This is a genomic window from Actinomyces sp. ICM47 (assembly GCF_905369875.1).
Lineage (GTDB): Bacteria > Actinomycetota > Actinomycetes > Actinomycetales > Actinomycetaceae > Pauljensenia.
The window spans coordinates 55,820-81,760 of sequence record NZ_CAJPJE010000003.1 but is presented as its reverse complement, the minus strand read 5'-3'; the positions used below and the strand labels follow the sequence as shown (position 1 = coordinate 81,760).

Below are 25,941 nucleotides of genomic sequence, written 5' to 3'. Positions count from 1 at the left end.
CGCCCCACAGAACGGTTCCCAAAAAAGAAACTTATCGGCTATCCGCAGCGACGAACCCCGCTTCCTGCGGCGTCGTGCCGAGGCGCGCGGCGATGAGTTCCTTGTCTTCGTCGGACGCGAGGTCACGGACCCACGAGGTGTAGGTGGCCTCGTCGGCGTGGACCTCCTGGGTGAAGGGGTTGCGCCGCTTCGTGACGATGACCCGGACGTGCGCGACGAACATCCACACGTTCGCGATGAGCGCGGCCGCCGAGACGATGAGCAGCGCCCAGGGGTTGTGGGAGCTGCGGTGGGCGAACATCGAGTCGTGCATGAAGTGCGGGAAGGTGAGCACGACCGCTGACCAGAACGTGAGCGTGTACGCGCGGTACTGGATCCACGCGCCTCGGCCGAGCTTCATGAGCGCGGGGATCGTGCACGCCGCCAGCAGCGCCACGCCCGAGTACCATGCGCGGTCCGCCAGGCAGTTGTACACGTACGCGAAGTTCCACAGGTCGTAGGCGATGATCCACCCGATTGTCAGGTCGCCCCAGACGAGGGCACGCTCCTTGCCTGTGGACACAAAGATCCCGACCCAGCCGGAGATAGCCAGCAGGTTGAGGATCCCGGCGATGCCGTTCATGATGTTCCATGGCCCGCCCCACGTGACCATCCCCTGCGAGGGGTCCACCCCGTGAATCCCGTAGCACTGGAAGTCGCGCACCACGGCCTCGGCGATGTTCACCGCGAGGATGATGGGTGGGATGAGCAGGTACCAGCGGTTGTGCCGCAGCCTTGGGAATACTTGGAGGGCGACGAGGCAGAGGGAGCCCGCCAGCGCCGAGTACTGTTTCACGATGGGGAACCAGCCCGCCGAGGCCGTCCCTGCCGTCGAGTGCGGCCACCAGAAGATGGTCAGGGCGACCGGTATCGCCACGAAGAGCGCGATGACGACCCACATGTTGCGCTGTGCGAGCCACGCCGCGCCCGCGAGCAGCGCGATGACGACGAGGAGCATCGCGTAGTCCCACCACTGGCCGACCTCGAAGAAGAACAGCGTCGGGTAGTCCGGGGGAGTGATGCCGCCCATCAGCGTTGTTCCTTGCCCCAGTTCGGCAGGTAGCTGCGCTCCATCTTTTGGCGGATCTGTTCCTCCCAGGAGAAGACGGGCTCGCGCCAGCCGTCGAAGTAGGAGGCGTCGATTTCGGAGGCCCACGGGCTGTCTGCCCCGGTCGGCGGCCAGGAGGGGTCGTCGGTGATGGGCGGGCGGATTTCGGCGACGGCGGGGGCGGACCGGCCGTAGCGGAACCACTGGGTGTAGGTCTCCTCGAAGAGGGGAGTGTTGTCGTGGCGGCCGGCGGCCGTGCCCGAGTTGAAGAATCGCCCGCCGAGCATGCCGCGGATGAAGCGGCCCGTCAGGTGCTGCTTCTTTTTGAATTCGAGGACGCGCTTGACGTAGAGGTTTTGCAGGTGGGTCATGCATCCGCCGATGAATTCGATGTTGACCCAGTTCAGGGCTTTCATGGCGGGGGAGGCGGGTTCGTAGCCGATGCGCCAGTGGTTGATGAGGCGCGTACGCTCGCCCGACAGGGGCACCATGTAGAAGCACCAGGCGGCGGCGAAGTGCGACATGCCGGGGAAGCGGAACGCGTAGGATCCGGGGGCCTTGGGCGGGTTTTTCGTGTCGATCCACTGGACCATGTACTTGCCGGGTACGACGTCCGCCCACTCCATGGACATGCCGTGGAAGTCGAAGGCGGCGATGTCGCCGGGCATCATCGAGTCGGGTTGCTGGAACTCCTCCTGGATCTCGTAGGAGTTGAAGAAGGGGAGGCGTGCGAAGACTCGCTCGAGGAACTCCGAGGAGAAGGACCCGGACTTTTCCGCGCCGATCTGTTTGAAGAGCCGCCACACCGCGTAGGCGGGCGCGTCGATTGTGATCGCGTAGGTGGAGGAGTATCCGTTGTCGTAGTTCGCGTCGATCAGGTCGTCGCCCGGGTAACGCCAGGCTTGTTCCTCGGGCGTGGCTTTGCCGCTGAGCTGGCTGAAGGCGTACATGCCGCCCAGGAGCGCGGCGCTCCCCGCGAGAGCAGCGCAGCAGAGGGTGCGACGGGATCGGGCGTTACGGGTCATGGGTCCTCCTCCTTGAGGAATTGACGAGGGGCGCTTCCGCTGGTGCGGAGCATGGGGAACCCCGGTGCGTTGTGGGATTCGACGGCAAACCCCGCACACTAGGTTAGTGTTGGGGACTATGATAACCGACAACTATTAGCCCTGTTGTGCGTTCGAAGGAGAGTGCTGTGGACTCGCTTTTCCTCTGGGAGCTTGGAACTCCCAAGGTGTATCTCATCTGGCTGCTCGTGCTGGCAGGCCAAATCATCGTCGCGGAAATCAACAGGCGATGGAACTGGACGATTGTCGCCGTGTGGACCGTGGGCGGCATCGCCCTGATGCCCTACGCGTGGATCCACGGGACCCCGATGGTGGGGTGGTTCCCGTTCGGTAAGTACGCGATCATGATCCTCACCGCCACCATGACGGGCACGGTCCTGGTCTACGCGAAGCGCAACCCCGTCAAGGCTCACAAGTACGCGATCTGGTTGGGCGTTGCCCTGTGGATCGGCCTGGCCGTCAACATCATGGAGGCGAACATCCGCGACCTGACGATCTGGGCCAACGCCGACACCTACTACGCGTGCGGTGCCGACTGGCAGTGCCTCAAACAGGTCAACGACTCCCACACCATCGACATGATCACCGGCCTGCCCGAGGCACGCGGCGTCACCGCCGACCTCCACTCCCAGCAGTGGTACCAAGACGTCGCCGCCAACCTTGACACCCGCCACGTCGGCATCGACCCGGAGACGGGCTTCCGCACCATCGGCGGCTACTGGAACCTCCTGTCCGCCGCCGCCGGCCTGCTCAACATCATCACGATCACCGGCCTGGGCAAAATCATCGTCACCTCGCCCGGCAAGCGCTCCGTGCGCGGCCTCATCTGGGTGGACATGGTCTGGCCGTGGGTGATCGCCTACGACCTGTGGAACCACGCCTTCCTCTACAACTCGCTGGCCGACTACACGTGGTACTGCACGCTCGCCCTGCTCCTCGCCTGCACGATCCCCGCGTTCACTTGGGCGAAAGGCCAGTGGATCTGGTTCCGCTGCTTCACCCTGGTCTTCTGGATCTCCATGAACACGCTCCTGCCCGAAGTCCTGGTCCCGCCCTCCGACATCTTCAACTTCGCGACCATGGACCCGCGCGCCAACATCGCCTGCGCGGCCCTGGCGCTCGCGGCCAACGTCGCGCTGTTTGCCTACTGGCTGTACAAGATCGTTGTCTTCAAGCGCAATCCGATCACGGGCGTCCTGTACTGCGAGCTGGCCGAGTTCCGCACTATCGTGCGCGAGCACTGCGACGACCGGGACAAGTATTTCCTCGTCGACCGCATTCCCGAGACGCCCGCGCAGCTCGGCTTCGAGCCCGACTCGCCTACGCCGCCCGCCGATGGGTAACGCGCGTGGATGCCGTGGTGGCGGGGCGAGGATCGGCGTCACCCCACCAAGAGAGACGCGGGGTCGCGCTCGTAGGTACCGTTCGCGTTCTCACCACCACGAGGCCTCCCCGGGCGTTTTCGGGGAGGCCTCGGTTCGCGTGGGACGAGGCGATGCACGAATATGTGTCTAAATATTGAGCTTGTAAAACACTTAAATAGCTTGTATTTTCGAGAATTAAGTGCGTCATTTGTCTCAACTGTCAAACCTGTGGATCATGGTTACTGCATGGGCAACGATGCTCATGCGCAGTGACAAGTGAAAGTCGAGGAACCATGCGCCGCACAGTTGCACGCATTGGCCTCGTCGCGGCCCTCGCTCTGTCCATGAGCGTGGCTGCGGCGACCGCCCCGCCTGCCAGCGCCGACGATAACGTCGGCCTGGTCTCGTCCGCCCGATCCGCTGCGGGCCTCATGAACTACGCCATTAACCTTGACTCCAACGTGGGGGAGAGCGAGATGGCCAGCGCCGCCGACCTGATTTCAAGCGTCGGCGGCGTTCTTCTGACCAGCTACCCGCAGTTGGGCACCCTGTTTGCCCAAAGTGAGTCGGCCTCGTTCGCGCCCGATCTGGCCGCCGCCCTGGCGAAGGCCGGGGTGAGCGTTCACTCCATCGGCCCGACCCGCGTGGCCGCCGTGCCAGAGAACGAGCGTGCCGTGGGCGGGGCGACGCACACAGCCCCGGCAGCTGTTCCCGTCGCTGAGTCCGCCGTGGCTGAGTCCGCCGCGGACGGGCCGGTTGCAGACGTGCCCGACGTGCCTACCGTGACGATCCCGGACCCGAACAGCCGGGTCGGTTCGGCCCGCTCGAATTGGGGTGCCGAGGCCATGGATGCCCGGGGCGCTGCCGAGGTTGCCGTGACCCGCGCGCCCGTGACCGTCGGCGTCATCGACAGCGGCATCGACGACACGCAGCCCGACCTGGCGGGGCGGGTGGACACTGCCCGGTCCGTCTCGTGCGCTGTCAACGGCGTCCCGAACCAGGCTGAGGATGCCCGGAGGTTCAGCAGAGAGCACGGCACCCACGTCGCCGGTGTGATCGCCGCCAACCACAACGACATTGGTATTGACGGCATCGCGCCGGAGGCGACGCTCGTGTCCATCAAGGCGCTCAACGAGTCGGATCTGCTCTACCCCGAGGCCCTCGTGTGCGCCTACGAGTGGGCGACGACCCACCAGGTGGACATCGTCCACAACTCCTACCAGATGGACCCGTGGGTGTACTGGAACCCGACGAACCCCGAGCAGGCCGCCGCCCTTGAGGCCGCTGAGCGCGCGATTCATCGCGCCCAGTCAAACGGACTCGCGGTGATCGCGGGAGCGGGCGACCGCGGCGTCGACATCGACCACCCGACGACCGACAGCGACTCGCCGACGGACTCGACACCCATCCCGAATCGCTCCGTCGAGGGCGCGCGGATGGTCCCGGTGCAGGTCAGCGGCGTCGTGACCGTCAGCTCGGTCGGCATGGAGGACTGGAACGCGGAGCCGCTACGGGCGACGCTGATGCGCGCGGAGCGGTCGAACTACGGGGCGTCCGTTGACTTCGCCGCGCCGGGGGAGTGGATCTATTCGACCTACCCGAACGGGCGGATCCCGCAGATCTACGGATACACGTCGGGCACGTCAACGGCCGCCGCGCACGTGAGCGGCATCGCCGCGCTCGTCAAATCGGTGCACCCGACGCTGCCCGGCGCGCAGATCATCAGCATCATGCGCAAGCAGGCCGCCTACGAGTACGGGCGCTTGAAAGCCCCGAGTGACGGCGCGGAGTACCGAGGCTACGGTTTCCTCGACGCCCGCTCGGCGATGGTGTTCGATCAGGCGTCCCCGGTGATCCGCGCGGTCGAGTATCGCGTCGGTGACGGCGAATGGACCAGCCTGAGCGGTGCCGTGCTGCCCGCCGACGTCGTGCAGATGCGCGTCGAAGCGAGCGCGCCGGTCTCCTACATGAACCTCGACATTCCGGGTCTGACAGCAGTGTCCACCGACCGGGAGGATGGTTACTTCGCCGAACCCATGCTCCTGGAAGCCGACGAGATGGACCTGCGTCAGGTGATCCCCGACGGCCAGGAGTACGCGTCCCTCACGGCGGTGGTGTTTGCTGAGGGCCTCAACTACGACAGGTTTGCTGACGACGATGCGACCACCGAAACCACCTTCACGGTCGCCCGCGACCCGAACGCAGTGCCCGCGCCGCAACCTGCTCCCGACCCGGGGGAGGACCCGACCCCCGGCGAACCTATCGCCCCCGGCATCGTCTCGCCCGACCTGCCGACCCACCAGCTGCCCGCCAACTACGCTGTGAACCTCACTGCGGGAGCGGATGAGGCCACCCTCCAGCGTGCGGCCGCCAAGGCCTCGTCCCTGGGAGGACTGGTGCTCGCGCAGTACCCGGCCTTTGGGACGTTCTTCGTTCAGTCGGGTTCGCCCAGCTTCGCGTCCGACCTGGGCGCGGCGCTCTCCGACGCGGGCATCTCCTTCCACTCGGTGGGACCGACTCGCCAGGCACCGGTGCTCGGCAACGAGGCCGTCATGCCCGTCGGCACGGAGGGGACGCCGGTCGCTGGGGCCGCGATGGACGAGGCCGGGGCCGGGCCTGGTGCGGACTCGCCGGTGATCGTCGGCGGCGTCTTCCCCGATCCTCCCAGCGATAACCAATGGCATCTGAAGGCCGTCGGAGCGCTGGACGCGCAGGGCGTGGACGTCATGCGCGCACCCGTGACGGTTGGCGTCATGGCGGACGGCTTCGACCACATGATCACGGATCTGTATGGCCGCGTCGACTTCGATAAGTCCGTGTCCTGCAATGTCAACGGTATCCCGACCATCTCCTCGTGGACGTGGGGGTCAACGGACGCAACGCGCGGTACACAGATGACCGGGGCGATCGCGGGGCGGGGCATCTCCAGCGGCGTGCCCGGCGTGAACCCGACGCTGAGCGTCGCGGCGATCGACGTGCAGTCGCGCCAGACGGGCATGCACTACCCCGAGTACGTGGTGTGCGGCTTCGTGTGGGCCGCCGATCACGGGATTTCGGTGACTGCCAGCTCCTTCGCGGCGGATCCGTGGAAGTACTGGATGCCTCACGAACCCAACCAGGCGTCGGGGCGCGAAGCGATGCGGCGTGCCATCGACTACGCGGCGTCGAAGGACGTCATCAACGTGGTGGACGCGGGAAGCGGCGGTATCGACTTGGATAATCCGCCGAGCAAGGACTCGTCGTCGCCCACCGACGCGTGGGCACCCTACGAGCGTGACTCGTGGAGCGGCCTGACCATCCCGAGCATGATGGACAACGTCGTGCCCGTCTCCACGCTGCGCCTGGCGGACGGGCAGGACCCGGCGACGGGCACGCTCGAGCCCGCGCGGACGGCGAACTGGGGCAAACAGACGATTGCTTTCGCGGCTCCCGGCGAGAACGTGTACACGTCGCAGACGTGGGACTTTGGGGCGTCGGGCGGTGTTGTGAAGAATTCGTCGATGGCCGCTCCCGTGGCCGCGGGCGTGATCGCGACGCTGCGCCAGGTGCATCCGGAGATGGATTCTTCTCAGATCCTCGCGTTGGCGCGTAAGCAGGCGGGTGCGTCTGCGAATTGGTCTCGCCTGGCCGCGCCCGAGGGCGAGCGCGAGTACCGGGGTGCCGGCATGCCGAGAGCGCTGGACGCCGTCCTGAAGGACCAGGCGCGTCCCGTGGTCGGCGAGGTCGAGTACTCGACCGACGGCTCCACGTGGGCACCGCTGTCCGGGCTGAGTGTGTCCGGGCGCGTGTCCCTGCGCGTGACCGTGACCGGGCCGGTGACGTCGGCTCGGTTGCTCGTTGGCGGCCAGGAGGTCGCGACCGGGCAGGGGAGCGGCGAGTTCACTGGGCCTGGCGTGACCCTGCGGGTTGATGGTGTGGACGTGTCGCGGCCTGTGGCCGGGGGTCCTGCCGTCGTCGGTGACACGTCCGTGACCGTCGAAGCCTTCGGGCGCAACTCCGATTCGCGCGCTGACGACGACGTTGTTGCTCAGACGCCGTTCACGGTGGGGGCTGGCGGTTCTGGGGCTTCTGGCGTCGCCGAGGCCGGGGCCGGGCGCTGGGTTACCTCCGCCCGGGGCACGTGGTGGCGTTTTGATGACGGCACCTACCCGACGAACACGCGCTTGCGCATCGATGGGAAGGTGTACCGCTTCAACGCGCGCGGCTACGTGGTGACTGGCTGGTCCCGAGTGGACGGCCTGTGGTCTTATTTCGGGCGCGACGGTGCCCAGGCTTTTGGCTGGACGCGCATCCAGGGGGCCTGGTACTACCTGGATCATTCTTCGGGCGTCGTGCACAAGGGCTGGCTGAAGGACGGCGGACACTGGTACTACCTGTCTTCGTCGGGGGCCATGGTGACGGGCACCCACTGGATTGGCGGCACGCGCTACGAGTTCGACGCCCGGGGCCGCCTGCTGACGTGAGTGTCGGTGGTCTGACGCATTTCGGTTGACAGATTCCGGCTGAAACAAAACGGGGCCGCGCACGAAAACTCGTGCGCGGCCCCTTGCGTGTGCGGTGAGCGTTGTTCTCCCGTCGTTGTCAGAGGAGGCTCATGCAGCGGTGCTGCTCGAGACTGTCGTCTACGCTATTTGTATGAGCGAGCGTCTTCTTCGTGGAGTTCCCGTCAGTGATGAGCAGATTCAGACGTGGGCTGATGAGGCCGAGCGCGGGTACGACCTGGCGGACTTGCCTTCGCCGCGCCCGGGGCGCCCTCCAGCGGGGAAGGGGCCTGGCGACGCTGTGGCGGTGTACCTGGATGAACAGACGCTGAGGGACGCTCATGGAACCCACTGCCCCCGAGGGGATCGCGAGCCGTTCTGACGCTTTTGGCGCGGCGGTGCGAGAATTGCCCTATTGCCTCTAGGCTCATGCCAGTAGGCGTGAGCACTTCGGGTGCGAACGAGATTTACCAATGAGGCTGTTCCGTCTGTGTATGGGTACGCCCTGAACTCCCGCCCTCTCGATGACGAGGACGATCCCAGGTGGTGGCTCGTGGTGGGTATCGACCAGTCTGGGCATGTTCTCGAGCTGGTCGTATTGGTTTCGATGGTGGCGGAGCACTCCTCATTCATGCCATGAAGGCACGTGCCCAGTTCCGGGACGAACTCGTGTAGCTTGCGGGTTGCTACCCGCTGTGGCCGTGGGGATGGTCTACGAATTCTGGAACCAGGCGTCGCTGGAGGAGTCGGGGGCCGGTTCTCAATGCACCTTATGGTGCTCGGTGCTTTCTGGCAGAAGTCCAGTGGGCGGACGAAGAGTACCAGCTTGGTATGTCTTAATGCACCTTTTGGCGCTTGGTGCTTTCTGACCCTGACCTGGTGTTCTTTGACGACTACGACGACTAGTCTTAATGCACCTTTTGGCGCTCGGTGCTTTCTGACATCAGACGGCGAACACTTGGGACCCCCTGCTGGAGATGTCTTAATGCACCTTATGGCGCTCGGGCTTTCTGACCGTCCTCGTGTTCGCCGTGTGGCGTGACGGCGTGAAGTCTTAATGCGCCTTATGGCGCTCGGTGCTTTCTGACCTACACACGATGGAGGCCCCCGAAGGACCGCAGACGGCGGAGTCTTAATGCGCCTTATGGCGCTTGGTGCTTTTTGATGCGGATGACACCGTGTATGAGCTTGCCGACTTCCAGAAGTCTTAATGCACCTTATGGCGCTCGGTGCTTTCTGACCCCATTGGCGTTGACGTGCAGGCATTCGCTCAGGCGCAGTCTTAATGCACCTTTTGGCGCTTGGTGCTTTCTGACCATACGATCACCCACCGCAACCAACGCCACGAAAAGTCTTAATGCACCTTATGGCGCGCGGTGCTTTCTGACCATCGCCGTCAGTGCTGCTGGAGGTACTAGCTGCATCGTCTTAATGCACCTTTTGGCGCTCGGTGCTTTCTGACGATTACAAGCCTCCGATCGTTCTGCGAGCTGCCTGCCAGTCTTAATGCACCTTTTGGCGCTCGGTGCTTTCTGACTGCCCGGCGTGTCGCGCCCCTGCGATCAGGGGAAACGTTACGTCGGATCGCCAGTGGCCGAAAAACAACCCTCCGACCAGCAAGCACGAGGCCAGATTACCAGACTTTTCGTTGCGACTGCTCGCATCGCCGCGGAACGTCTGCGGGGCCGACGCTGTCCCGGAAATCGCCGCCACCGTCGGCGTACGCTCCTACATAACGCTTCACACTTGTAGAGTAACCGCAAGGTTGTTGAGTGGAAGGACAGACAATGACGACACCCGCCACGGCCTCGTCCCTGAGAGAAGCGATCAGCCCGATGCACTCACTCGCGTCAGACGCCGACTCCTCACAGCACACCCCGACCCCACCAGAGCGAACACCCCCACGCCGGGAAGCCTCACCGACGAACAACTCCGCGTCCTCGCCGCCCACGACTGGGCGCCGCCACGCATCGGCGCACTTGAGGCGAACACTCTCACGACGGCCGATCTCATCACTCGGGTGCTCCTGGCTGAATTGGTGCGCGAAGCCCTCGAACGCCGCCTCGGCGCGGAACGCCCCATGGCACCTACGACGACACGCGTGCAGGACACGACGCATTCAGCAGGGGAGTCGTCGACGACTATGACCACGGCAACCACCACCTCGCGCGAGCCGCCATCCGCGTCGCCGACCCGGGCCTCGTGACCTGTACGGGCCTTTCGACGCTGGACGTGCCCGACGTCGACGCGCCCATTATCGACGAACTCGCCCGGGCCTCGGCCCCCAACCCGATCGCGAGTGTGCTCGCCGACGCCGCTCTGCTCGATCTTGACAGGTACGCCACTGGGCGGGGCCTGCTCTACTCGCGCGTCGGAACCGCCCTCATGCTCGCGGCACCGAGCGAGCAGCGCCTGGCCGACGCCATCGACACCGTCGCCGCCGCGGCCATCAACGCGGGCGCGCGCCTCACCGACGTGACGACCCAGTACATTGACAAAGAGAAAGCGGCTCTTCTGAGTTGAGTGTGGGTGAGTGGGTGTTGGTCGGGGGTTGCGGGTAGAGGTCGAGGTCCCAGGTGATGAGCGGACTTCTACCCCCGCTGTCGTCAAGGGACCTCGGGCGGTGTCTCACCCTACCTGCTGCTGCTCTGTGTCGCTTGATCGTTGTGATCGGTGTGATCTGCTCGTCGGTTTGGAGGGCTTCCATCTGATGAGCGTGGCTCGCACCCCAGATGCTCTCGTGCTCGATGTTGAGTCGTGCAACCAGCTGGTTGGCTGCCCTGGTTGTGGGCTGAATCGCACAAGGCCACGGTCGCGTGGTGGTGGAGGTGATCGACGCGCCCTGGGCCGGGGTCCCGGCGCGGATCCGATGGCACAAACGCCGATGGATATGCCGCAAACACACCTGCCAGATCGCGACCTTCACTGAGCAGAACCACTCGGTGTGCGCCCCAGGGCGCGCCTGGGTGTGCGGGCGATCCGCTGGGCGATCCGACAGCTGCGCTTCGAGGGAGCCACCATTGCAGGATTGGCTCGACAACTCGCAACCACGTGGAATACCGTGTGGTCCCATATCAAGCCGTGCCTGCAAGCCGCATCTGATGACCCCGCCCGTTTCGCAGGCGTGCGGGTGCTGGGGGTTGACGAGCATGTGTGGCACCACCAAGACCGACACCACCGGGGCCCACGTGAGCTCACCGGCATCGTAGACCTGACACGCGGGAAGGAACATCCCACGGCAAGGTTGTTGGACCTGGTCCCAGGCAGGTCTGGCACCGCGTACAAGAACTGGCTAGAAGAGCGTGGCGAAGACTTCCGCTCCGGTATCCAGATCGCGACACTGGATCCCCTTCCAGGGACAGCAAGAACGCCATCGATGACCAGCTCCAAGACGCCACCAGCGTCCTCGATGCCTTTCACATCGTCAAGCTCGCTGGCGACGCCCCAGGTGAGGTGCGTCGCCACGTCCAGCAAGACACCCTGGGTCACCGCGGACGCAAGGGCGATCCCCTCTACCAAATCCGCAATCTCTTGCGCGCCTCGCGCCACAGGCTCACGAAGCGTCAACAAGAACGACTCCGCGCAGCCTTCACGGCAGATGAAGCACACAATTCGTGTTGAAGTCGCCTACCACTGCGCCAGCAAGTGCGCGACGTCTTCCACCAAGCCACACCCACCCGCCCAAGGCCAACGCCTGGCCGCTCGTCTCATCGAGCGCCTACCAACGTGTCCCATCCCCGAAATCGCTCGCCTGGGTCGAACCCTACGCAAGTGGAAGGACGCCTTCTTGGCCTACTTCGACACCGGCGGAGCCAGCAACGGGCCAACAGAAGCCATCAACGGAATCATCGAACTGGGAAGACGCACCGCCAGAGGCTACCGCAACCCCACCAACTACCAACTCCGAATGCTCCTCATCGCAGGAGGCCTAGACGCCTCCACCCACACTCAACTCTGAAGAGCCGCTTTACCGAGGTGCCTGCAGCGGTTCGCCTCCAGCTGTCTTAATGCACCTTATGGTGCTCGGTGCTTTCTGACGCGCGAACAGCCAAAAACTGCTAAGAAAAGGCGCGCACTGTCTTAATGCACCTTTTGGCGCTCGGTGCTTTCTGACGGAATCTTCATCCACGCCAACAAAGGCTCCCACGTTGGGTCTTAATGCATCTTTTGGCGCCCGCTGCTTTCTGATCAGACCGTTTCGCAGGCTACATCAAGCGCACCGCGAATCTGTCTTAATGCACCTTATGGTGCTCGGTGCTTTCTGACTGCCCGACGTGACCGTTGACGACGTCGATGGACAGAGGTCTTAATACACCTTATGGCGCTCGGTACTTTCTGACTTGGCTTCCAAATCAACGGCAAGCCCGTCTGGCCGGACATGTCTTGATGCACCTTATGGCGCTCGGTGCTTTCTGACACGGCACGTTCACCATCACCCGCGACAAGCTGATCGCTCTGTCTTAATGCACCTTATGGCGCTCGGTGCTTTCTGACTGTCCCCTTCGAGATGCTCCAACAGGTCGACTTCGCGTCTTAATGCACCTTATGGCGCTCGGTGCTTTCTGACACTCGTGCAGCCTCGCCTCGGGAGCGTGTCCTCCGAGTCTTAATGCACCTTATGGCGCTCGGTGCTTTCTGACCGGAAGTTCGTTGGTTTCAAGGCTGACTTCTCCAAGCCGTCTTAATACACCTTATGGTGCTCGGTGCTTTCTGACAGAGGATCGGATGACCTAGCGGGAGCGTAGGCTCTGTCTTAATGCACCTTATGGCGCTTGGTGCTTTCTGACCCTGATTGCAGCCGTGAACCCAACGTTCGCTACCGTACTGTCTTAATGCACCTTATGGCGCTCGGTGCTTTCTGACTACAAGCGTAAGGTACTTGAACGCGATGAGCTGAGTCTTAATGCACCTTATGGCGCTCGGTGCTTTCTGACTCCACCAGGACCCCTTCGTCATGACGGTCCTCTGCGGCCTGTCTTAATGCACCTTATGGCGCTCGGTGCTTTCTGACGGCTAGCAATGAAGTGTTTATTCACCACGTGAAGGTCTTAATGCACCTTATGGCGCTCGGTGCTTTCTGACTGCCCGGCGTGTCGCGCCCCCTGTGACCAGGGGAAACGCTATGTCGGATCGCCAGTGGCCGAAAAAGCACCCCTCCGACCAGCAAGCACAGGGTCAGAATATCAGACTTTTCATTGCGATTACTCGCATCGCCACGGACCGCCTGCGGGGCCGGTGTTGCCCCGGAAATCGTCTCCCTTATCGGCGTGTCGCCAGGCCACAACACCCCGTACTTGTAGAGTAACTACAAGTGTGTTGAGTGGAAGGACAGACAATGACGATACCTGCCACGGCCTCGTCTCTGAGAGAAGCGACCAACCCCGAGGCCCTCACTCGCGCCAGACGCCGACTCCTCACCGCGAGTCCTGACCCCACCGGTCCAAACGCCGTGACACAAGGAAGCCTCACTGACGAGCAGCTCCGCGATCTTGCCGCGAGCGACTGGGTGCCGCCACGCATCGACGCACTCGACGGGAACATCATTGCAACAGCGGACCCCATCACTCGGGCGCTCCTGGCCGAATCGGTGCGCGAAACCCTCGAACGGCGACTCACCGCAGAACGCCCCCACGGCACCTACGACGACACGCGCGCAGGACGCGACGCCTTCAGTAGAGGAGTCGTCGAGGACTACGACCATGGCAACCACCACCTGGCGCGAGCCACTATCCGCCCAGCCGACCCGGGCCTCGTGACCCGTGCGGGACTCGCGGCACTGGGCCTGCCCGACACCGACGCCACCATTATCGACGAACTTGCCCAGGCCTCGGACCCCAACCCGCTCACGTGTGTCCTTGCCGACGCAGCCCTGCTCGACCTTGACAGATACACCACCGGGGCAGGCCTGCTCTACTCGCGCGTCGGAACCACCCTCATGCTCGCGGCACCAAGCGAGCAGCGCTTGGCCGATACCATCGATGCCGTCGCCGCTGCGGCCACCAACGCGGGTGCGCGCGTCACCGACCTGACGACCCAGCACATCGACGAGGAGAAATCGCTCGCGAGCGTCGGCATCGACCCGTGGACCACCCGGCCAAGCGACGAACCCACAGGCCAGGCCGACCGCATCCTCTACGTTGGCCGCGACGGCGCACGCGTCCACGTCAAAGCGGGCTGCGTCCTCGTCGACGCGCCCGGCTCGCTGCCTGCCACCTCCGTGCCGAAAAACAGCGTCACGCGCATCGTCCTGTCCGGAAACGTCGGCCTGTCCGCGGGCGCGCGCTCGTGGGCGATGCGCAGCGGCGTCGACGTCGTGTGCCTGTCGCGGCGAGGCTCCTACCAAGGCACCCTCATCGGCTCGAACAGGGGAACGCACGCCAGTCGACTCCTCGCGCAAGTCGCCCTCACCGGCGACCATGAGCGGCGCGTCCGCCTGGCTGCCAGCCTCATCGGCGCGAAAATCCGCGGCCAAATCCACGTCCTCACACGCATCGCCCGACGTGACGAAGCCATGCACGTCGCCGACACGACCGCGCACATGCACGCGTGGCGTCGCTCGCTCACGGATGCGCGCACCCTCGACGAAGTCATGGGCATCGAAGGCGCGTGTTCCAACGCCTACTTCGACGCGATCGCCGGGTGTGTGCCCGCCGACATCACCTTCAATGGGCGGAGCCGACGCCCACCCCGCGACCTGCCAAACGCCGCCCTGTCCTACGGGTACGCGATCCTCCTGTCCGAATGCGTCGGCGCGCTGCACGCCGCCGGACTCGAGCCGTCACTCGGCATCGCGCACGCGCCTACCGACAAACGCCCCAGCCTGGCGCTGGACCTCATGGAACAATTCCGCCCACTCCTGGTGGACCAAACCGTCATGGCGCTCCTGCGCACACGCAAACTCCGGCCCGAACACGGCGTCGTCGAGGCCGAGGCCGGGGGAGTGTGGCTGGGAGCCGACGGCAAGAAAATTCTCGTCGACGCGTACGAGGCCGCCTGCCAGCGATCCGTCACCGGAGCCCTCCCCGGATACTCGGGATCGTGGCGCAGGCACATCGCCCACTCCGCGCAGATGCTGGCGCGCGCCATCGCCGAACCCGACTACCAGTGGAGCGGGGTTGCCTGGCGATGATCTACATCATCGCCTACGACATCGCTGACAATAAGCGACGGCTCCGCGTCGCCAAAACACTGGAATCCTGGGGCTACCGCATCCAAGAATCCGTATTCCAGCTCCGCCTTGATAGCGCCACGCTGGCGCGCGTGCGTTCTCGGCTTGCCGCCCTCATCTCCGACGCCGACGACGTCATCCACATCTACCCCATCTGCTCATCCTGCGCCGACCACGCCGACATACTCGGCGCGGCCATAGCGCTGGACGATGTGGGGTTGTGCCGGGGAGTGTGGTGAGGGGTTAGCGGCCCTATTTCTTATGTGGATCTGGGAGTTGGATAGGCTGGTCACTGGTTGGACCCCAGAGGGGGCCGGGTTCGATGCCAGAACCATCAAGTGGGAGGCCAGTGCGCCAATCCGTCCTGTTATTCGCCTTGTTTTCCTCAAGGTTGAGATGGCGCACTTCAAGCTTGTCGCCATAGCCGAAGCATGAACGTTGAAAAGACTCAACCCAAGGAGTAGTCAGGTACTCTATGGGAACCTGAAATTCGGAGGGGTCTGAATTTGAGGTGACCGTGCCCAGGCATCCCGTCAACTGAGCATAGGATGCGCACAGAGAGGAGGTTGCGTCGCTTCCGTCATTATTGGTCTTGCAAGCGCGGAAGCCATTAGGGGAAAGGTCAACTTGGACGACACCGAGGCCAAGTGGCTTTCCCATGCCGAGACGTAGATAACCAACCCGTTCTGATGGGGTTCTACTCATGTGCTGTCGAGGCCAGGTCTGAGGAACAAGATTCGATGAATCCAGAATCCAAAGGAGGCATGAGAGCTCAAAATGAGTTAGTGCCTCAAAATGAATGGTTGCTTCGAACTGTGTGCCCGCTTTGACGTATGACTTCACCTCGGATGTAACCTTGTCGGTGTCGCTCTGTGTTTTGAGTGCCTTCTCGGGGAATCCGCTCTCTTTGTCAATCAATTCCCATGCGTTTCGGTCGATGGGGTAAGTAGTGGCCCCGAGCGCCTGTTCAGGCTCGGTTGAGAAATACTGACTTCGCTTAACCTTCTTTCCAAATGAGTTGATGTTCGAGCCGTCAATACGTGTTAAGAACCGCCGAGCAGAGGAAGGGCGAGGATTTAAGAGTGGTCTCAACCTCAGTGAAGATACCCCTTGTCCCGCACCGTCGGAGTAACGAACATCAGTCACTGAGATTCGTCCCTGAAATGAAGAGGCGGGCTCTCTGCTGCGGTCAGGGTTTGATGTGGTTTTGTCGATGTGTGCTACGTAGCCAAACAAGCGATCGGCTGGAGATAGTTCGCAGAAATGCTCGGCAGGGGCTATGTGAGATCGCCTTGCAACTGCCAGCGGAGACATTGTGTAAGCGTTGCGTCCGACGGAAATAGGTACTAGTGTATCTACTACCATTTTGCCTATTGGGTTCTCTGACAGAAGTGAGTAAGCAAAGAAACTGTCAGTTTTCTTAGTGAGTATCTCTTCGTATTGGCGAATGTAGATGTTTGGGGTGCTTCCCGTTTCGCTATCCCAGTTTTGTGAATAGCTCGCGAGTACTTGGAAATATTTCTCGATGGGAGATGGATGGCTGTCGGTTCCTTCGGGGATAGACGCCATTTTGTTAGGTCCGCCGCGCTCTATGAAGAAAACGCGTTCCGCCATTTTTTTGCCGAAGGTGCTAGCACCCTTTTCAAGGTCGTCCGGGTCCGTGGTGATATAAACATATCCTCCCTGTTTGATTAGTGTCTCATTTAAGTCCTCCCCGGTGAGTATGTTCTCGTCAAACAGCGGAACGCGCTCCTGTGGTTCAGTGTTAGTGTAGAGGGCATAGATGAACCAGTATGCGTATGTGCCATTGTCGACTAGCTTTGCGTCGAACTCTACTCGACGGTACCGTTTACCTTGGGTTGGACGAATTAGTGCTAATAAGCGTTTGTTGTTCATTCTTGGAGCGAACTTTGTATTACTTCCTTGTCTTGTTCGAAGTGTCGCAGCCATCATGACGGGAATTGGTCGACTGTTGTTATTTCTTTTAACTGATGGCAGTCTGTCGTGGGTTCCGGTAAGCAAAACCGCTGTTCTCTTATTAGGTTGCACGAGTGTGGGGACGAGATTTTGGCATTCTGCGGGATCCATACGATATGTGAGGGGTTCTGAGTAGTCTCCGAATACCCGTAGGCGGGACGATGTCACCCTTTCATAGGCGTTAGACAGCATGCCCTTCACCATCGTTGCGGGTAAAATGGGAATCGTATCTGTCGCTTTCCCCTTGTCCTTGGCCGTCTTTGTTGGAACCGAGATTGCACCTGTATCTTCGTCTACATTTCCGTAAACGAGTGGTGTTTTTGCTGTAATGGAAAACCTTATGGATCCGCTCCAAGTGTGAGCTGGAAAGTGGTCTAGTGATGCTGGTTCTCGATCGTTGAGTTCCGGGTAGTTTTTGAGCGTATTGTTGGTTCGTAGAACAGGAATCCTATTTGCCGCTGCGTGAATCTTAGGCATTGTATTTCCACTCTCCCGTGAATAGCTGGTCGACCACGACCGTGTTTCCGTACTTATCTTCTTCTTGGATGAACTCGACTGCCGTCATCGGCTTTGTGGTGACGTGTTGCCCGTCCTGTTCTGTCCGACCAGAGGTGGGTTCCGAGGCAGAATCCGTATCGCCACTGCCAGAAGACTCGTGCTGCACATAGCTCACCTTGTGGGCCCATCCACTCACACAGGGCTTTCCTGACTCCGATCCTTCGGACGATTCCTCGGCTGTGCTGGCGGTGAGCGTCAGCTCAACGGCGCCAACGCCGTGCGCCCATCGGAACTCGTGAGCGAGTGTGGAGTCTGTGTCGGCATCGTCGATGACCTGCCACAAACGTATCTCATATGTGCCTGAGTCATCGAAGCGTGCGGACTTCACATCCGGTACTTGACGCGTGCCGTTTGTTGCCCACACAATTCCGGCTATCTTGCCGTCCTTAAATTTATGAGCCAGTAGCGTTGGCAGCTCCACGGCACGGTGTATCTTGTGCTCGGTCACCTCCAGGCGGCAAGGGACAGTGGTAGAGGTGTGTTCGTCATTCTTAATTTCTTCGTCACTCATCTGCTTTCACGTCCTTATGCGTCGAGGCCTCACATGCTTCGGTATTGGATTCTGGGAGGTAATCAGCCCACCCCGTGTATGATCGGCTATCGCCCGGTTTACGATGCAGATACGCGAGGATTGTGTGTGCGGCGCTAGGGACCGCGTTATCTCCGTCGCCTTGTCTGGTTGGCCATAGCTGTTCGTTGTCAGGAGGAACGATGACCGCGCCATCGGCGCTAGACACGTTGAGGCTCGTTACCTCAACTTGGCCGTGGCCTCGGGTTGTCCTGCCTCCGAGGGGAAGTGTGCCCGCGCTGAGTTCCGCTAGGGCAATACATAGGAGACACCAGGACGCTCGGGCGAAGGGTAAGCACTCATCGAGTGATAGGCCGCCGATACCCGATTCAGTCTTCACATTCTGAAGAAGACGTGCGGTGTCAACCTCGATTACGATGTCGTTCCACGTGGCATGTGGATAGGTCACCTCTTTGAACAGCAGCCCCTCGACGACTCCTCCTGTCCACCGGTCGATTGCATTATGTGTGACTGTGACTGACGGTCCGGTATCCTTCGTCGTACAGTCTCGGACTCGAACTGCCCCACGGTATTCGGTGGTACCGAACATGTAACGCACGAGCCGTGGCTCTTTGGCCAGTTGCTCGTGAATATCGATAGGTACCTGGTTGCCATCGCTATCTGCCTGAGTGAAGCTCTCGACCGGTGATGGGGGATTGTCGGCATACAGTACGGTCCGAGCGATCCGCGAGCACCTGGAGCGCAGTGCACCGCGAATTGAGGTACCGGGGATCAACAGGGGAGCTGCACTGTCTGTCGTGCTTTTGCCAGCAGTCTTAACCCTCAGGGGATGTTGGGTATTTCCGTCATCTGACTGAGGGTCGTGTACGAACACACCGGTTGGCGAGTTCCAGCTGATCCGCACCTGCGTCGGTCGAATACGTTGAGCTGCAGAGCTCTCTTGATCGCCATCGGATTCTGACCCCACCCACTTCCGAATCAGATTGATTGCAGTGTGCTCTGTCGATGCCACCTCCGGGCACTTCTCGCCGAAGGCAGAGATTACACTCGTCAGAATATTTCGTGCAAAGTCCGTACGAGCCTCGTACACCTCGTGAGAATCTTCGGGGTGATCGGGCACCTCGAAGGGAATCTCAACTTGTGACGTAGTGTCTGGCAATCCGATGAACGATACTCGGGAGACCTCGATGAAGCCAAGGCCCCCGCCTGTCCCTCCGCCAAGAGGGAGGACTCCCTCGCAGAGGTCGGTGACGGCCATGGTCAGGAGAAGGATAGCTGCTTGCAGGCGGATCTTGAAACCTGGAAGCTCATAATCCTTGTCTGATGATGAGGGGTCTGGAAGCACGAAACCGCCAGGGTCCTGGCGAATATTGCGGCAGAGTTGGGCGTGGTCAATGTCGATCTGAATCGAATCCCATGTGACGTGCGGATACAGCAGCTCCGAATACAACGCCCCGTGGGCAGCGCTTCCGGTGACTCGATCGATTGCGTTGCGTGTGAGCTTAAGAGGCTCTTCTTCTGATATCCGCCCTTCGCAGTCATGGACGCGGACCGCTCCCCGGTACTCGGTTGTCCCGAACAAGTAGCGCACGAGGATCGGATCTGCGGCGAGCTGTTTGTGCACGTCCTCCGCCATCGTGAGTTCGTCAGAACCTTCGCCGTCGCTGACGATGCTGCGAGCGATGCGAGAACAGTGAGACCGCAACGCCCCGCGGATCGACGTGCCCGGAAGCAGCAGCGAGGCCTTGTCCTCATGCGCGACTTTCGGATAAGTAGCATCCCCGTGATCGGCGCGATGGGTGTCATTGAGGTGCCAGTTGCGCAGTGGCGCTGCGGGTACCGTGTCTTCTTCCGGGGATTTGATGCCGTCGGGTTTGTTCATTCCGACGAATAACCCCGACGGAGCTTTCCACTCAATCTCGAGAGAAGTGGATGCCGATAGAAAGCTCGAACTCGAGGCAGCTTCTTCGAGCGGTTTAGGCCGGGGCGGGTTGAGCAGCTGATCGAGGGGATCCGTCGGTTTTCCCGGTTTAGCGACCGGTGCGGGGATAGCTACTTGCGCGCGACGAACTTCGTCGTGGCCCAATTCGATACGTCCCCACCCAGCCCCTGTCCTGCCGCCGAGGCTGATGAGTTTGCTGTGGATGAGTGTGACGACCGCATCCAGGGCCTTTTCAACGAGGGTAGGGCTTGCAGGCGGAGTCCCCTTTGGCTCCTCGCTCTGTTTCGTGGACTCTGTTTCCCCACGATTTGCGGGAGCCTGGTCTTGTGTCTCGGCGCTGACTCGGATCTCGAAAGTCGTGTCCACGGGCAGGTACTCGTATGCGAAAAGTGCGCCGTCTGCGGCCCCGCCTGTGGCGCGGTCAATGGCTGTGCTCATACGGTGGGGGAGGTCACCGCTAGCGCGGTCCCACACCACTGCGTGGTGGAAGGTAAGAGCACTGGCCCGCAGCGGGAGAGATTCGTCGGTTCCATCCCCACGTTGCTTTTTGCGAGTACCGACATCCCGACGCATCTCACCGCCCCACAGGCTCTTGAGGTCTTCCTCGACGAAGTCAAGCTCATTCATGTGTTCTTCGAACGCGGCGCGAATGGCTCCCTTGATGGAGCGACCCGGTAGAATCGCCTCGCCCAGCCCATTGCGCACGAAAGCATTCGGCTGTACGGTTCGGCCGTCCTCGTCGGTCATGGGGCGCACAGGTGCCTCATCGACGCCGCCGGAGTGCAGCGCGGAGACGACGCGCACGGGGATCGTCAATTCGTAGCGGTAAATGGTCATGAGGCAGCCTCCGTTGGTGCTGTAAAGCTCTTACTCCTGGTCTTGAACAAGGGCAGCGTCGCTTTCGCCAGGATGGGGGAGTCCACGAGGAAGCGTCCGTATCCCTGGGGCGTCAGCTCACCGACGCCGATATGTCCGAGTGCCTTGAACGACCCCAGATCATCCGGGGAGATACGCACTTGGACTACTGAACCCGCTTGGATCGCCAGCCGCGTGGCGCGAGGCGCGTTATCTCGCGGCGACCACGAGTCCACGCGCCGGTGCCGGATCGCAGTCAGAATCCGTTTGCGATTCTTGTTGTTCGAGTCCTGATCGGGGCGTGAATGAGGCTCGCCGTCAGTGCTCTCATGAACGACCGTGACCGGAACGTTGGCCCGCCTGAAGGCAAGCTCCAGATCCTCAACGCTCCCGCCTGGTCCCAGAGCGCTCGACCGTGCGAGCACGTCGGACGTGAACCACAGAGACACGACCTCGGTGGATTCAGAGGACGAGGCCGGGGTTCCCTCATCGGTTACCGGACCCTCTACCGGGGGCGGGGTGCTTCCCACCTCGGTGAAGGTGCTACCCACAGTGCAGCGGGCGCGTCCGAATGTGCCTGTGAGCTTGCGGGATCCGAGGAAGGCTGACTGCTCAGCAATGCCGAGGTCGAGCGTCAGAGGTGAGTCTGCGGAAATAGCATCGGTGCCGCGAAGCTCACTCAGTAGTCGTTCCGACACGACAATCGAGGCACGCAGCTTCAACCCGGCGGGCAGGGCGCGCACGAGGAACAGCTGCCCATCTTTCGCTGCACCCGTCTCCGAACTGATCGCCGTCGACTGCCGACCAATCAGCGAGGGCTTCCCGATCCAACCCGTGGCGGGAACGCCGCTCGAGTCAACGAAGATATAGCAGCCGCGCGTGGGGATCGTGTTCTCACCGCACTCTTGATCGTCAATGGGAATATGCCTGTTGAAGAGCGTGCGGGGTTCTTCATCGTCTTGTTTGTCCTTGGGTTTGTCCTCGCGAACCTTCTCATTCTCCAGAACAAAAGGAACGGGCAAACCAGGAGTTTTCTCGTAAACCGGAAGTGCATCGCTGATACGTAGGTCACCGCTGATAATAGCGGATTTCACGAGGTCACTGCCCCCCTGATACTTCTTGCGCAGGAGGTTGTGCAGCCACGGGACCAACACGGTTCCACGCAGGAAGTCCAACGACCGCACCTCGTTCGAGAAGGGAACCTCGTAGGAGACAACCGGAGAATCAAGAACGATGTCGAGGGCCGTTTCGTACCAGGTCGTGTCACCGGACTCCGACTGCTGAAGGCTGGGCATTGCGATGTTTTGGGGGCTGTCCTTCGGAAGAGCCTTTGGCAGGTCTGGGATCTGCTTCAAGCTCTTCTGAGCGCGGCACCGCAGTCGATTTGCGACGGTCTTGACGTCTTCCGACGAGTATGTGGGGCTGTCGTTATCTTGGTTCGCCAGGATTCGTTTAAGCGCGTCGGCGGCTTTCGCATCCTGTAGGCCGATTTCCACGTAGTCCTTGTCGCTGACCGCCACCGTGCACTCGCCGTCGCCTCCGCTGCGGCCTGAGCCGATGCCTCGGACCATGAGGCCCGCAACCCCCAGGAGGAAGTGCGCCGCCTTGAGCTTCTCCGGATCGGAGATCTCAGCCCCGGCCTCGTCGATGAGGGTGAACGTGCCCGTGAGGACGCCGGGCGCCGCCCGCTCCGTAAAGCGCAGGAACTGGTCACGCGCCGTCCCCGTGGTTGGGTCGATGGACAGGGATACCGTGTCGTGGACCGGGATCGCCGAGGCCGAGGCCGGGGCCGCGTCCGAGAAGATCACGTGGCGCGGGTGGGGGTCAGAGCCTTGCTTGCCGTCGGGGTTCTGGCCGAAGAGCCACAGGGCGAAGCCGGTCCACTTCCCCTCTTCCGCCCCATCGAGGGCCCTCGCCGCCAGCATCGCCTGCTCGCGCAGGACACCCGTGATGACCGTGCCGCGCACGACCGGTTTGTCGCCGGAACGCTCAATTTTTGAGTGTGTGCGTCCCGCGTGGCCTACGCCCGTGGACACGCCCCAGTCGGACGTGAACACGATAGTCATGTGGCCGCTCGCGGTAGGAGAAGTGGTAGGTGAATCGGTGGTCACTTGGCACCTCCTTCGGTGGAATCGTCTGCTGTTTCCTGGAAGCCAGCGCCGTCGGTGCCCTGGCCGATTCGAGAAGCGAGGTACCCGTCAGGCAAGTTCTCAGACAGGTCGATGAGGTCCAGGAGCCACTTGATCTGCTCGAGGGCCTCGCCAGCCTCATCGGAACTCGACGAATGAGGCGGGAGTAGCTTCAACTGTTTGGCGAGGCGTCCAGCACTGGGGGCATTCTGTAGCGCGTAGTCCCACTCTGTTGCAGCCTTCTCTCCCTCTCCTTCCGCGAGGAGCTTCACGATGCGGTTCGCGCGGGCACGCGGGAACGGGTCGCCGGTGGTCTGCGTGGGGTTGTCTGGTTTCTTGCCATCGAAGACTGCGACCGTGCGGAGAATTTCTTTCCACTGATCCCGTGTCTGCAGACTCTTCGCAGTGGACGAGGTCGTGGTGGCTTCCCCGATTCGCTCCGGCGCGTAGTGGCCGACCAGGAAGGGACGCTGCGTGCGGCCCTTGTACTCGGCCAACGTCTCCTCCGGGTCGAGCACCGTCGCGTCGCGCAGGACGTGGAAGTCGATCGTCGAACAGGGAGCCTCATCCTTCTTCTTGCCGAGCTTCTTCCCGCGCGAGACCAAGCCCTCCGCCAAGTCGTAGGCGATGTGGAACGGGAAGTTACGACCCACAATGGCCACGCCTGCCGAGGCCGTGAGAGGGCCCTGTTTCGGCGCGTTGGCGATAACTGCGAGCTTGCTAAGGAGTTCGTCCTCGCCGGTCAGCTGCTCATAGTGACGAACGTATGATTCCGCGAACGGGATCGCGAACTGTCCTTCCACATAGACAGTGAGGTCGTCGCCTCCGACAAGTACGGGGACCACTGGAGGAGCTGATCGTCCATGCGCGTAATCCTCCAGGTCCTTCCAAGCCGAGGCCACCGCCGCTTTGACGACCCCGTCGAGGCGGTAGTTCACTTCCATGACGAACCACTGGAAATCAGAGGGTGTACTGTCATCGGGGCGGACACGAGGAGGTTTCTCGCCGCACGGGTTTAGTTTTCTCGGATACGGTGGTTCAGCGAGCTTGTCGAGCGTGTTTTTCGTCTTTTTGAATGCCTTACCAAGATCACGCATGATCGCGCCCACGCCATTACCGTCAACATGGACTACACCAACTGAGGACAGAAGAGGAGGAGTGGGGTCCTGGTCTAGATCTGATCCCTGGGACGCGTCGCCTTCTTGGATTATTTCCTGCTCGCCGAGTGCTGTCTCCTGAAAGGCTGCTTCCAAACGGGTTGGATCGCGATAAAGATCGGCCATGGAAGTCTTCAAATGACCAGCGATGTCGTCGAGCTGTTTGAAACGCGCAGGCAACGCCCACGCGCGCTTGACGCGAGCGGGAAGCGACAGCTTGTGCTCGGGTTTTGCGTCTTCCTCCGTAGCCGTGTACAGGATCGAGTTGAAATCAAAGGAAACAGTAGGCTGCGAGCCTTCGGTGTTTTCTACCTTCTTCTGTTCCTTGAGCTTTGCGCGACCCTCGTATGATTCCTTAACTCCGACTGCACGCGCCGTCTTGTAGATCCTATTCGTCTCTGGCTCTGTTAAGGGTACGACAGCTGGGAGTGCGGATTCGTCGGCCCGTTCCAGGAACGGGAACTGCGGGAAGCGCGCCGCCGCCGGACGGCGGTTCAGCGAGTAGTCCAAGAACACGCGATCAAGCTCTTGTAGGTCGTCCGCATCTACCGTGTTGGATGACGCCTTGACGAAGACACCCGTGACGTCGAGGCCCGGGGCGTCGGTGAGGGCTCGGAGGGTGACCTTCCTGATCAGCTCCTTGGCCTTCTTCTTTGGCTCGTCTCCGTGTCCAGTGAATCGGACGATCACCTTGCCGGACGAGTCGGAGACCCAGAAGGAGTTCGGAACGGTGAGGGGCTTCTGCTTGAGGATCTCTTGCGCTTCTTCCTTCACCCAATGGGACAGCAGCGTGATCTCAAAGGAAGCGCCGATCTGCTCGCGCAGGCGAGGCGACGAAAAGATGAAGGGTTGATTACTGTTCGTCTGCAGCATAACGAGGTAACTTGTCATGGTCGGTTCCTCCCTACTCGCCATTGCGTGGGGGAAGTGTTGTCAGGAGTGAATGAATGTCGCTCACGATTCGACCGCTGAAATTAACGAGAACTGAAAACGGGCGATTATTAATCTCAGCCTTAGTGTCATCGTGTAACCAGCCATCCGTGTAGACGATGAGCGCTTGTTGTGGAGTTAGTGTGGCTTTCAAGGCGGTGACTTGATCGTGCGCTTCTTTCTCCCACTTCGACATTTCCTTCGAATCGCTCGTTTGATTAGGGCTGTTTGAATTTTGCTCACTTTTCTTTGTGGGTTCTTCTTCGCTCTGCTTTGTTGGCTCTTTTTCAATGCAGAGAATTGCTATGTCGGCCTCGTAGGCGGCGATAGTTGAGTCCATGTAGTTTTCGGACTTGATGAGGTTGGAAATCTGGAGGGCATCTCTGATTGTCTTAATAGAATCTGAGTCCCCCTCAAAATATATCTTTCTATTGGTTAATCCGTATCCGATTCGATCGTTGTATCTATCGAGAATATTGTTAGATATTGCTATTGCCGCACAGCTCAAAATTACTGAACCAATTAAGGTGCAGCTAAGAGGATATAGAAAAGTCTGTGTTAGGTCCGTCCAGCGTCTGTCGTCAGAAATGTTTACGCAATTAAATGCCCACAGAACGATAAGCAATGCGACGGAGAAGATGCTTGCGTTAATCAGCCAGTGTTTTTGTTTCATAATGGTTCTGTTCCTCAAATGTGGTTG

The 25,941-nt window shown here is 61.3% G+C and carries 17 protein-coding genes, 1 pseudogene and 1 CRISPR repeat array; of the genes and pseudogenes, 10 read left to right on the top strand and 8 right to left on the bottom strand.

Features of this window, described 5'->3' with window-relative positions:
* Positions 1 to 31: 31 nt before the first annotated feature.
* Both QZ149_RS01370 and QZ149_RS01365 read right to left on the bottom strand, forming a co-directional pair.
* On the bottom strand, positions 32 to 1,069 hold the full coding sequence (locus QZ149_RS01370; RefSeq protein WP_291449017.1) for a DUF5692 family protein: 1,038 nt from the start codon (positions 1,067 to 1,069) through the stop codon (positions 32 to 34).
* Positions 1,069 to 2,112, bottom strand: coding sequence for a hypothetical protein (locus QZ149_RS01365; protein ID WP_291449014.1), 1,044 nt, complete (start codon positions 2,110 to 2,112; stop codon positions 1,069 to 1,071). Before QZ149_RS01365 ends, QZ149_RS01370 begins: the two co-directional genes overlap by 1 nt.
* A gap of 167 nt (positions 2,113 to 2,279) precedes the next feature.
* Here QZ149_RS01365 and QZ149_RS01360 point away from each other — a divergent pair.
* The 10 genes and pseudogenes from QZ149_RS01360 to cas2 form a co-directional block, all read left to right on the top strand.
* Positions 2,280 to 3,491: pseudogene (locus tag QZ149_RS01360) on the top strand (DUF5692 family protein); the annotation flags it as partial.
* A 317-nt stretch (positions 3,492 to 3,808) separates the two neighbouring features.
* Positions 3,809 to 7,978, top strand: coding sequence for a S8 family serine peptidase (locus QZ149_RS01355; protein ID WP_291449010.1), 4,170 nt, complete (start codon positions 3,809 to 3,811; stop codon positions 7,976 to 7,978).
* A 172-nt stretch (positions 7,979 to 8,150) separates the two neighbouring features.
* Positions 8,151 to 8,378: a CopG family transcriptional regulator gene (locus tag QZ149_RS01350; protein ID WP_291449008.1), complete on the top strand. Its 228-nt coding sequence runs from the start codon at positions 8,151 to 8,153 to the stop codon at positions 8,376 to 8,378.
* 1,386 nt (positions 8,379 to 9,764) lie between these two features.
* Positions 9,765 to 10,202: a hypothetical protein gene (locus tag QZ149_RS01345; RefSeq protein WP_291449006.1), complete on the top strand. Its 438-nt coding sequence runs from the start codon at positions 9,765 to 9,767 to the stop codon at positions 10,200 to 10,202.
* Positions 10,199 to 10,519 (top strand): hypothetical protein, encoded by a 321-nt coding sequence (locus QZ149_RS01340; protein WP_291449003.1) that lies wholly within the window; start codon positions 10,199 to 10,201, stop codon positions 10,517 to 10,519. Before QZ149_RS01345 ends, QZ149_RS01340 begins: the two co-directional genes overlap by 4 nt.
* Positions 10,520 to 10,812: 293 nt before the next feature.
* Positions 10,813 to 11,205 carry a hypothetical protein gene (locus QZ149_RS09980; RefSeq protein WP_366488038.1) on the top strand — a complete coding sequence of 131 codons (393 nt, stop codon included), beginning with the start codon at positions 10,813 to 10,815 and terminating at the stop codon, positions 11,203 to 11,205.
* Between the two features lie 79 nt (positions 11,206 to 11,284).
* Positions 11,285 to 11,617: a transposase gene (locus QZ149_RS09975; RefSeq protein ID WP_366488043.1), complete on the top strand. Its 333-nt coding sequence runs from the start codon at positions 11,285 to 11,287 to the stop codon at positions 11,615 to 11,617.
* Positions 11,595 to 11,954 (top strand): transposase, encoded by a 360-nt coding sequence (locus QZ149_RS01330; RefSeq protein ID WP_291449000.1) that lies wholly within the window; start codon positions 11,595 to 11,597, stop codon positions 11,952 to 11,954. Before QZ149_RS09975 ends, QZ149_RS01330 begins: the two co-directional genes overlap by 23 nt.
* Positions 11,955 to 11,997: 43 nt before the next feature.
* Positions 11,998 to 13,078: a CRISPR direct-repeat array (repeat unit 37 nt; unit sequence GTCTTAATGCACCTTATGGCGCTCGGTGCTTTCTGAC).
* 253 nt (positions 13,079 to 13,331) lie between these two features.
* Positions 13,332 to 15,125: a CRISPR-associated endonuclease Cas1 gene (gene cas1 / locus QZ149_RS01325; protein ID WP_291448997.1), complete on the top strand. Its 1,794-nt coding sequence runs from the start codon at positions 13,332 to 13,334 to the stop codon at positions 15,123 to 15,125.
* Positions 15,122 to 15,403, top strand: a complete 282-nt coding sequence (cas2, locus tag QZ149_RS01320; protein ID WP_291448994.1) for a CRISPR-associated endonuclease Cas2 — start codon at positions 15,122 to 15,124, stop codon at positions 15,401 to 15,403. Before cas1 ends, cas2 begins: the two co-directional genes overlap by 4 nt.
* 13 nt (positions 15,404 to 15,416) lie before the next feature.
* Here the strand turns inward: cas2 and QZ149_RS01315 are convergent, their stop codons facing one another.
* Genes QZ149_RS01315 through QZ149_RS01290 form a run of 6 tightly spaced genes read right to left on the bottom strand, consistent with a single transcriptional unit; the run spans position 15,417 to position 25,914 of the window.
* The gene (locus QZ149_RS01315) at positions 15,417 to 17,618 is read right to left on the bottom strand and encodes an RAMP superfamily CRISPR-associated protein (RefSeq protein ID WP_291448991.1); all 2,202 of its coding nucleotides are present in this window, start codon (positions 17,616 to 17,618) and stop codon (positions 15,417 to 15,419) included.
* Positions 17,611 to 18,210 carry a hypothetical protein gene (locus QZ149_RS01310; protein WP_291448989.1) on the bottom strand — a complete coding sequence of 200 codons (600 nt, stop codon included), beginning with the start codon at positions 18,208 to 18,210 and terminating at the stop codon, positions 17,611 to 17,613. The genes QZ149_RS01315 and QZ149_RS01310 overlap by 8 nt, the downstream gene beginning before the upstream one ends.
* Positions 18,203 to 21,007 (bottom strand): RAMP superfamily CRISPR-associated protein, encoded by a 2,805-nt coding sequence (locus tag QZ149_RS01305; protein WP_291448988.1) that lies wholly within the window; start codon positions 21,005 to 21,007, stop codon positions 18,203 to 18,205. Before QZ149_RS01305 ends, QZ149_RS01310 begins: the two co-directional genes overlap by 8 nt.
* Positions 21,004 to 23,136, bottom strand: coding sequence for an RAMP superfamily CRISPR-associated protein (locus tag QZ149_RS01300; protein ID WP_291448985.1), 2,133 nt, complete (start codon positions 23,134 to 23,136; stop codon positions 21,004 to 21,006). Before QZ149_RS01300 ends, QZ149_RS01305 begins: the two co-directional genes overlap by 4 nt.
* A complete protein-coding gene (locus QZ149_RS01295; RefSeq protein WP_291448982.1) occupies positions 23,133 to 25,202 on the bottom strand; it encodes a hypothetical protein in 2,070 nt (689 codons plus the stop codon). Before QZ149_RS01295 ends, QZ149_RS01300 begins: the two co-directional genes overlap by 4 nt.
* Positions 25,203 to 25,215: 13 nt before the next feature.
* Positions 25,216 to 25,914: a hypothetical protein gene (locus tag QZ149_RS01290; RefSeq protein ID WP_291448980.1), complete on the bottom strand. Its 699-nt coding sequence runs from the start codon at positions 25,912 to 25,914 to the stop codon at positions 25,216 to 25,218.
* Between the last annotated feature and the right edge of the window lie 27 nt (positions 25,915 to 25,941).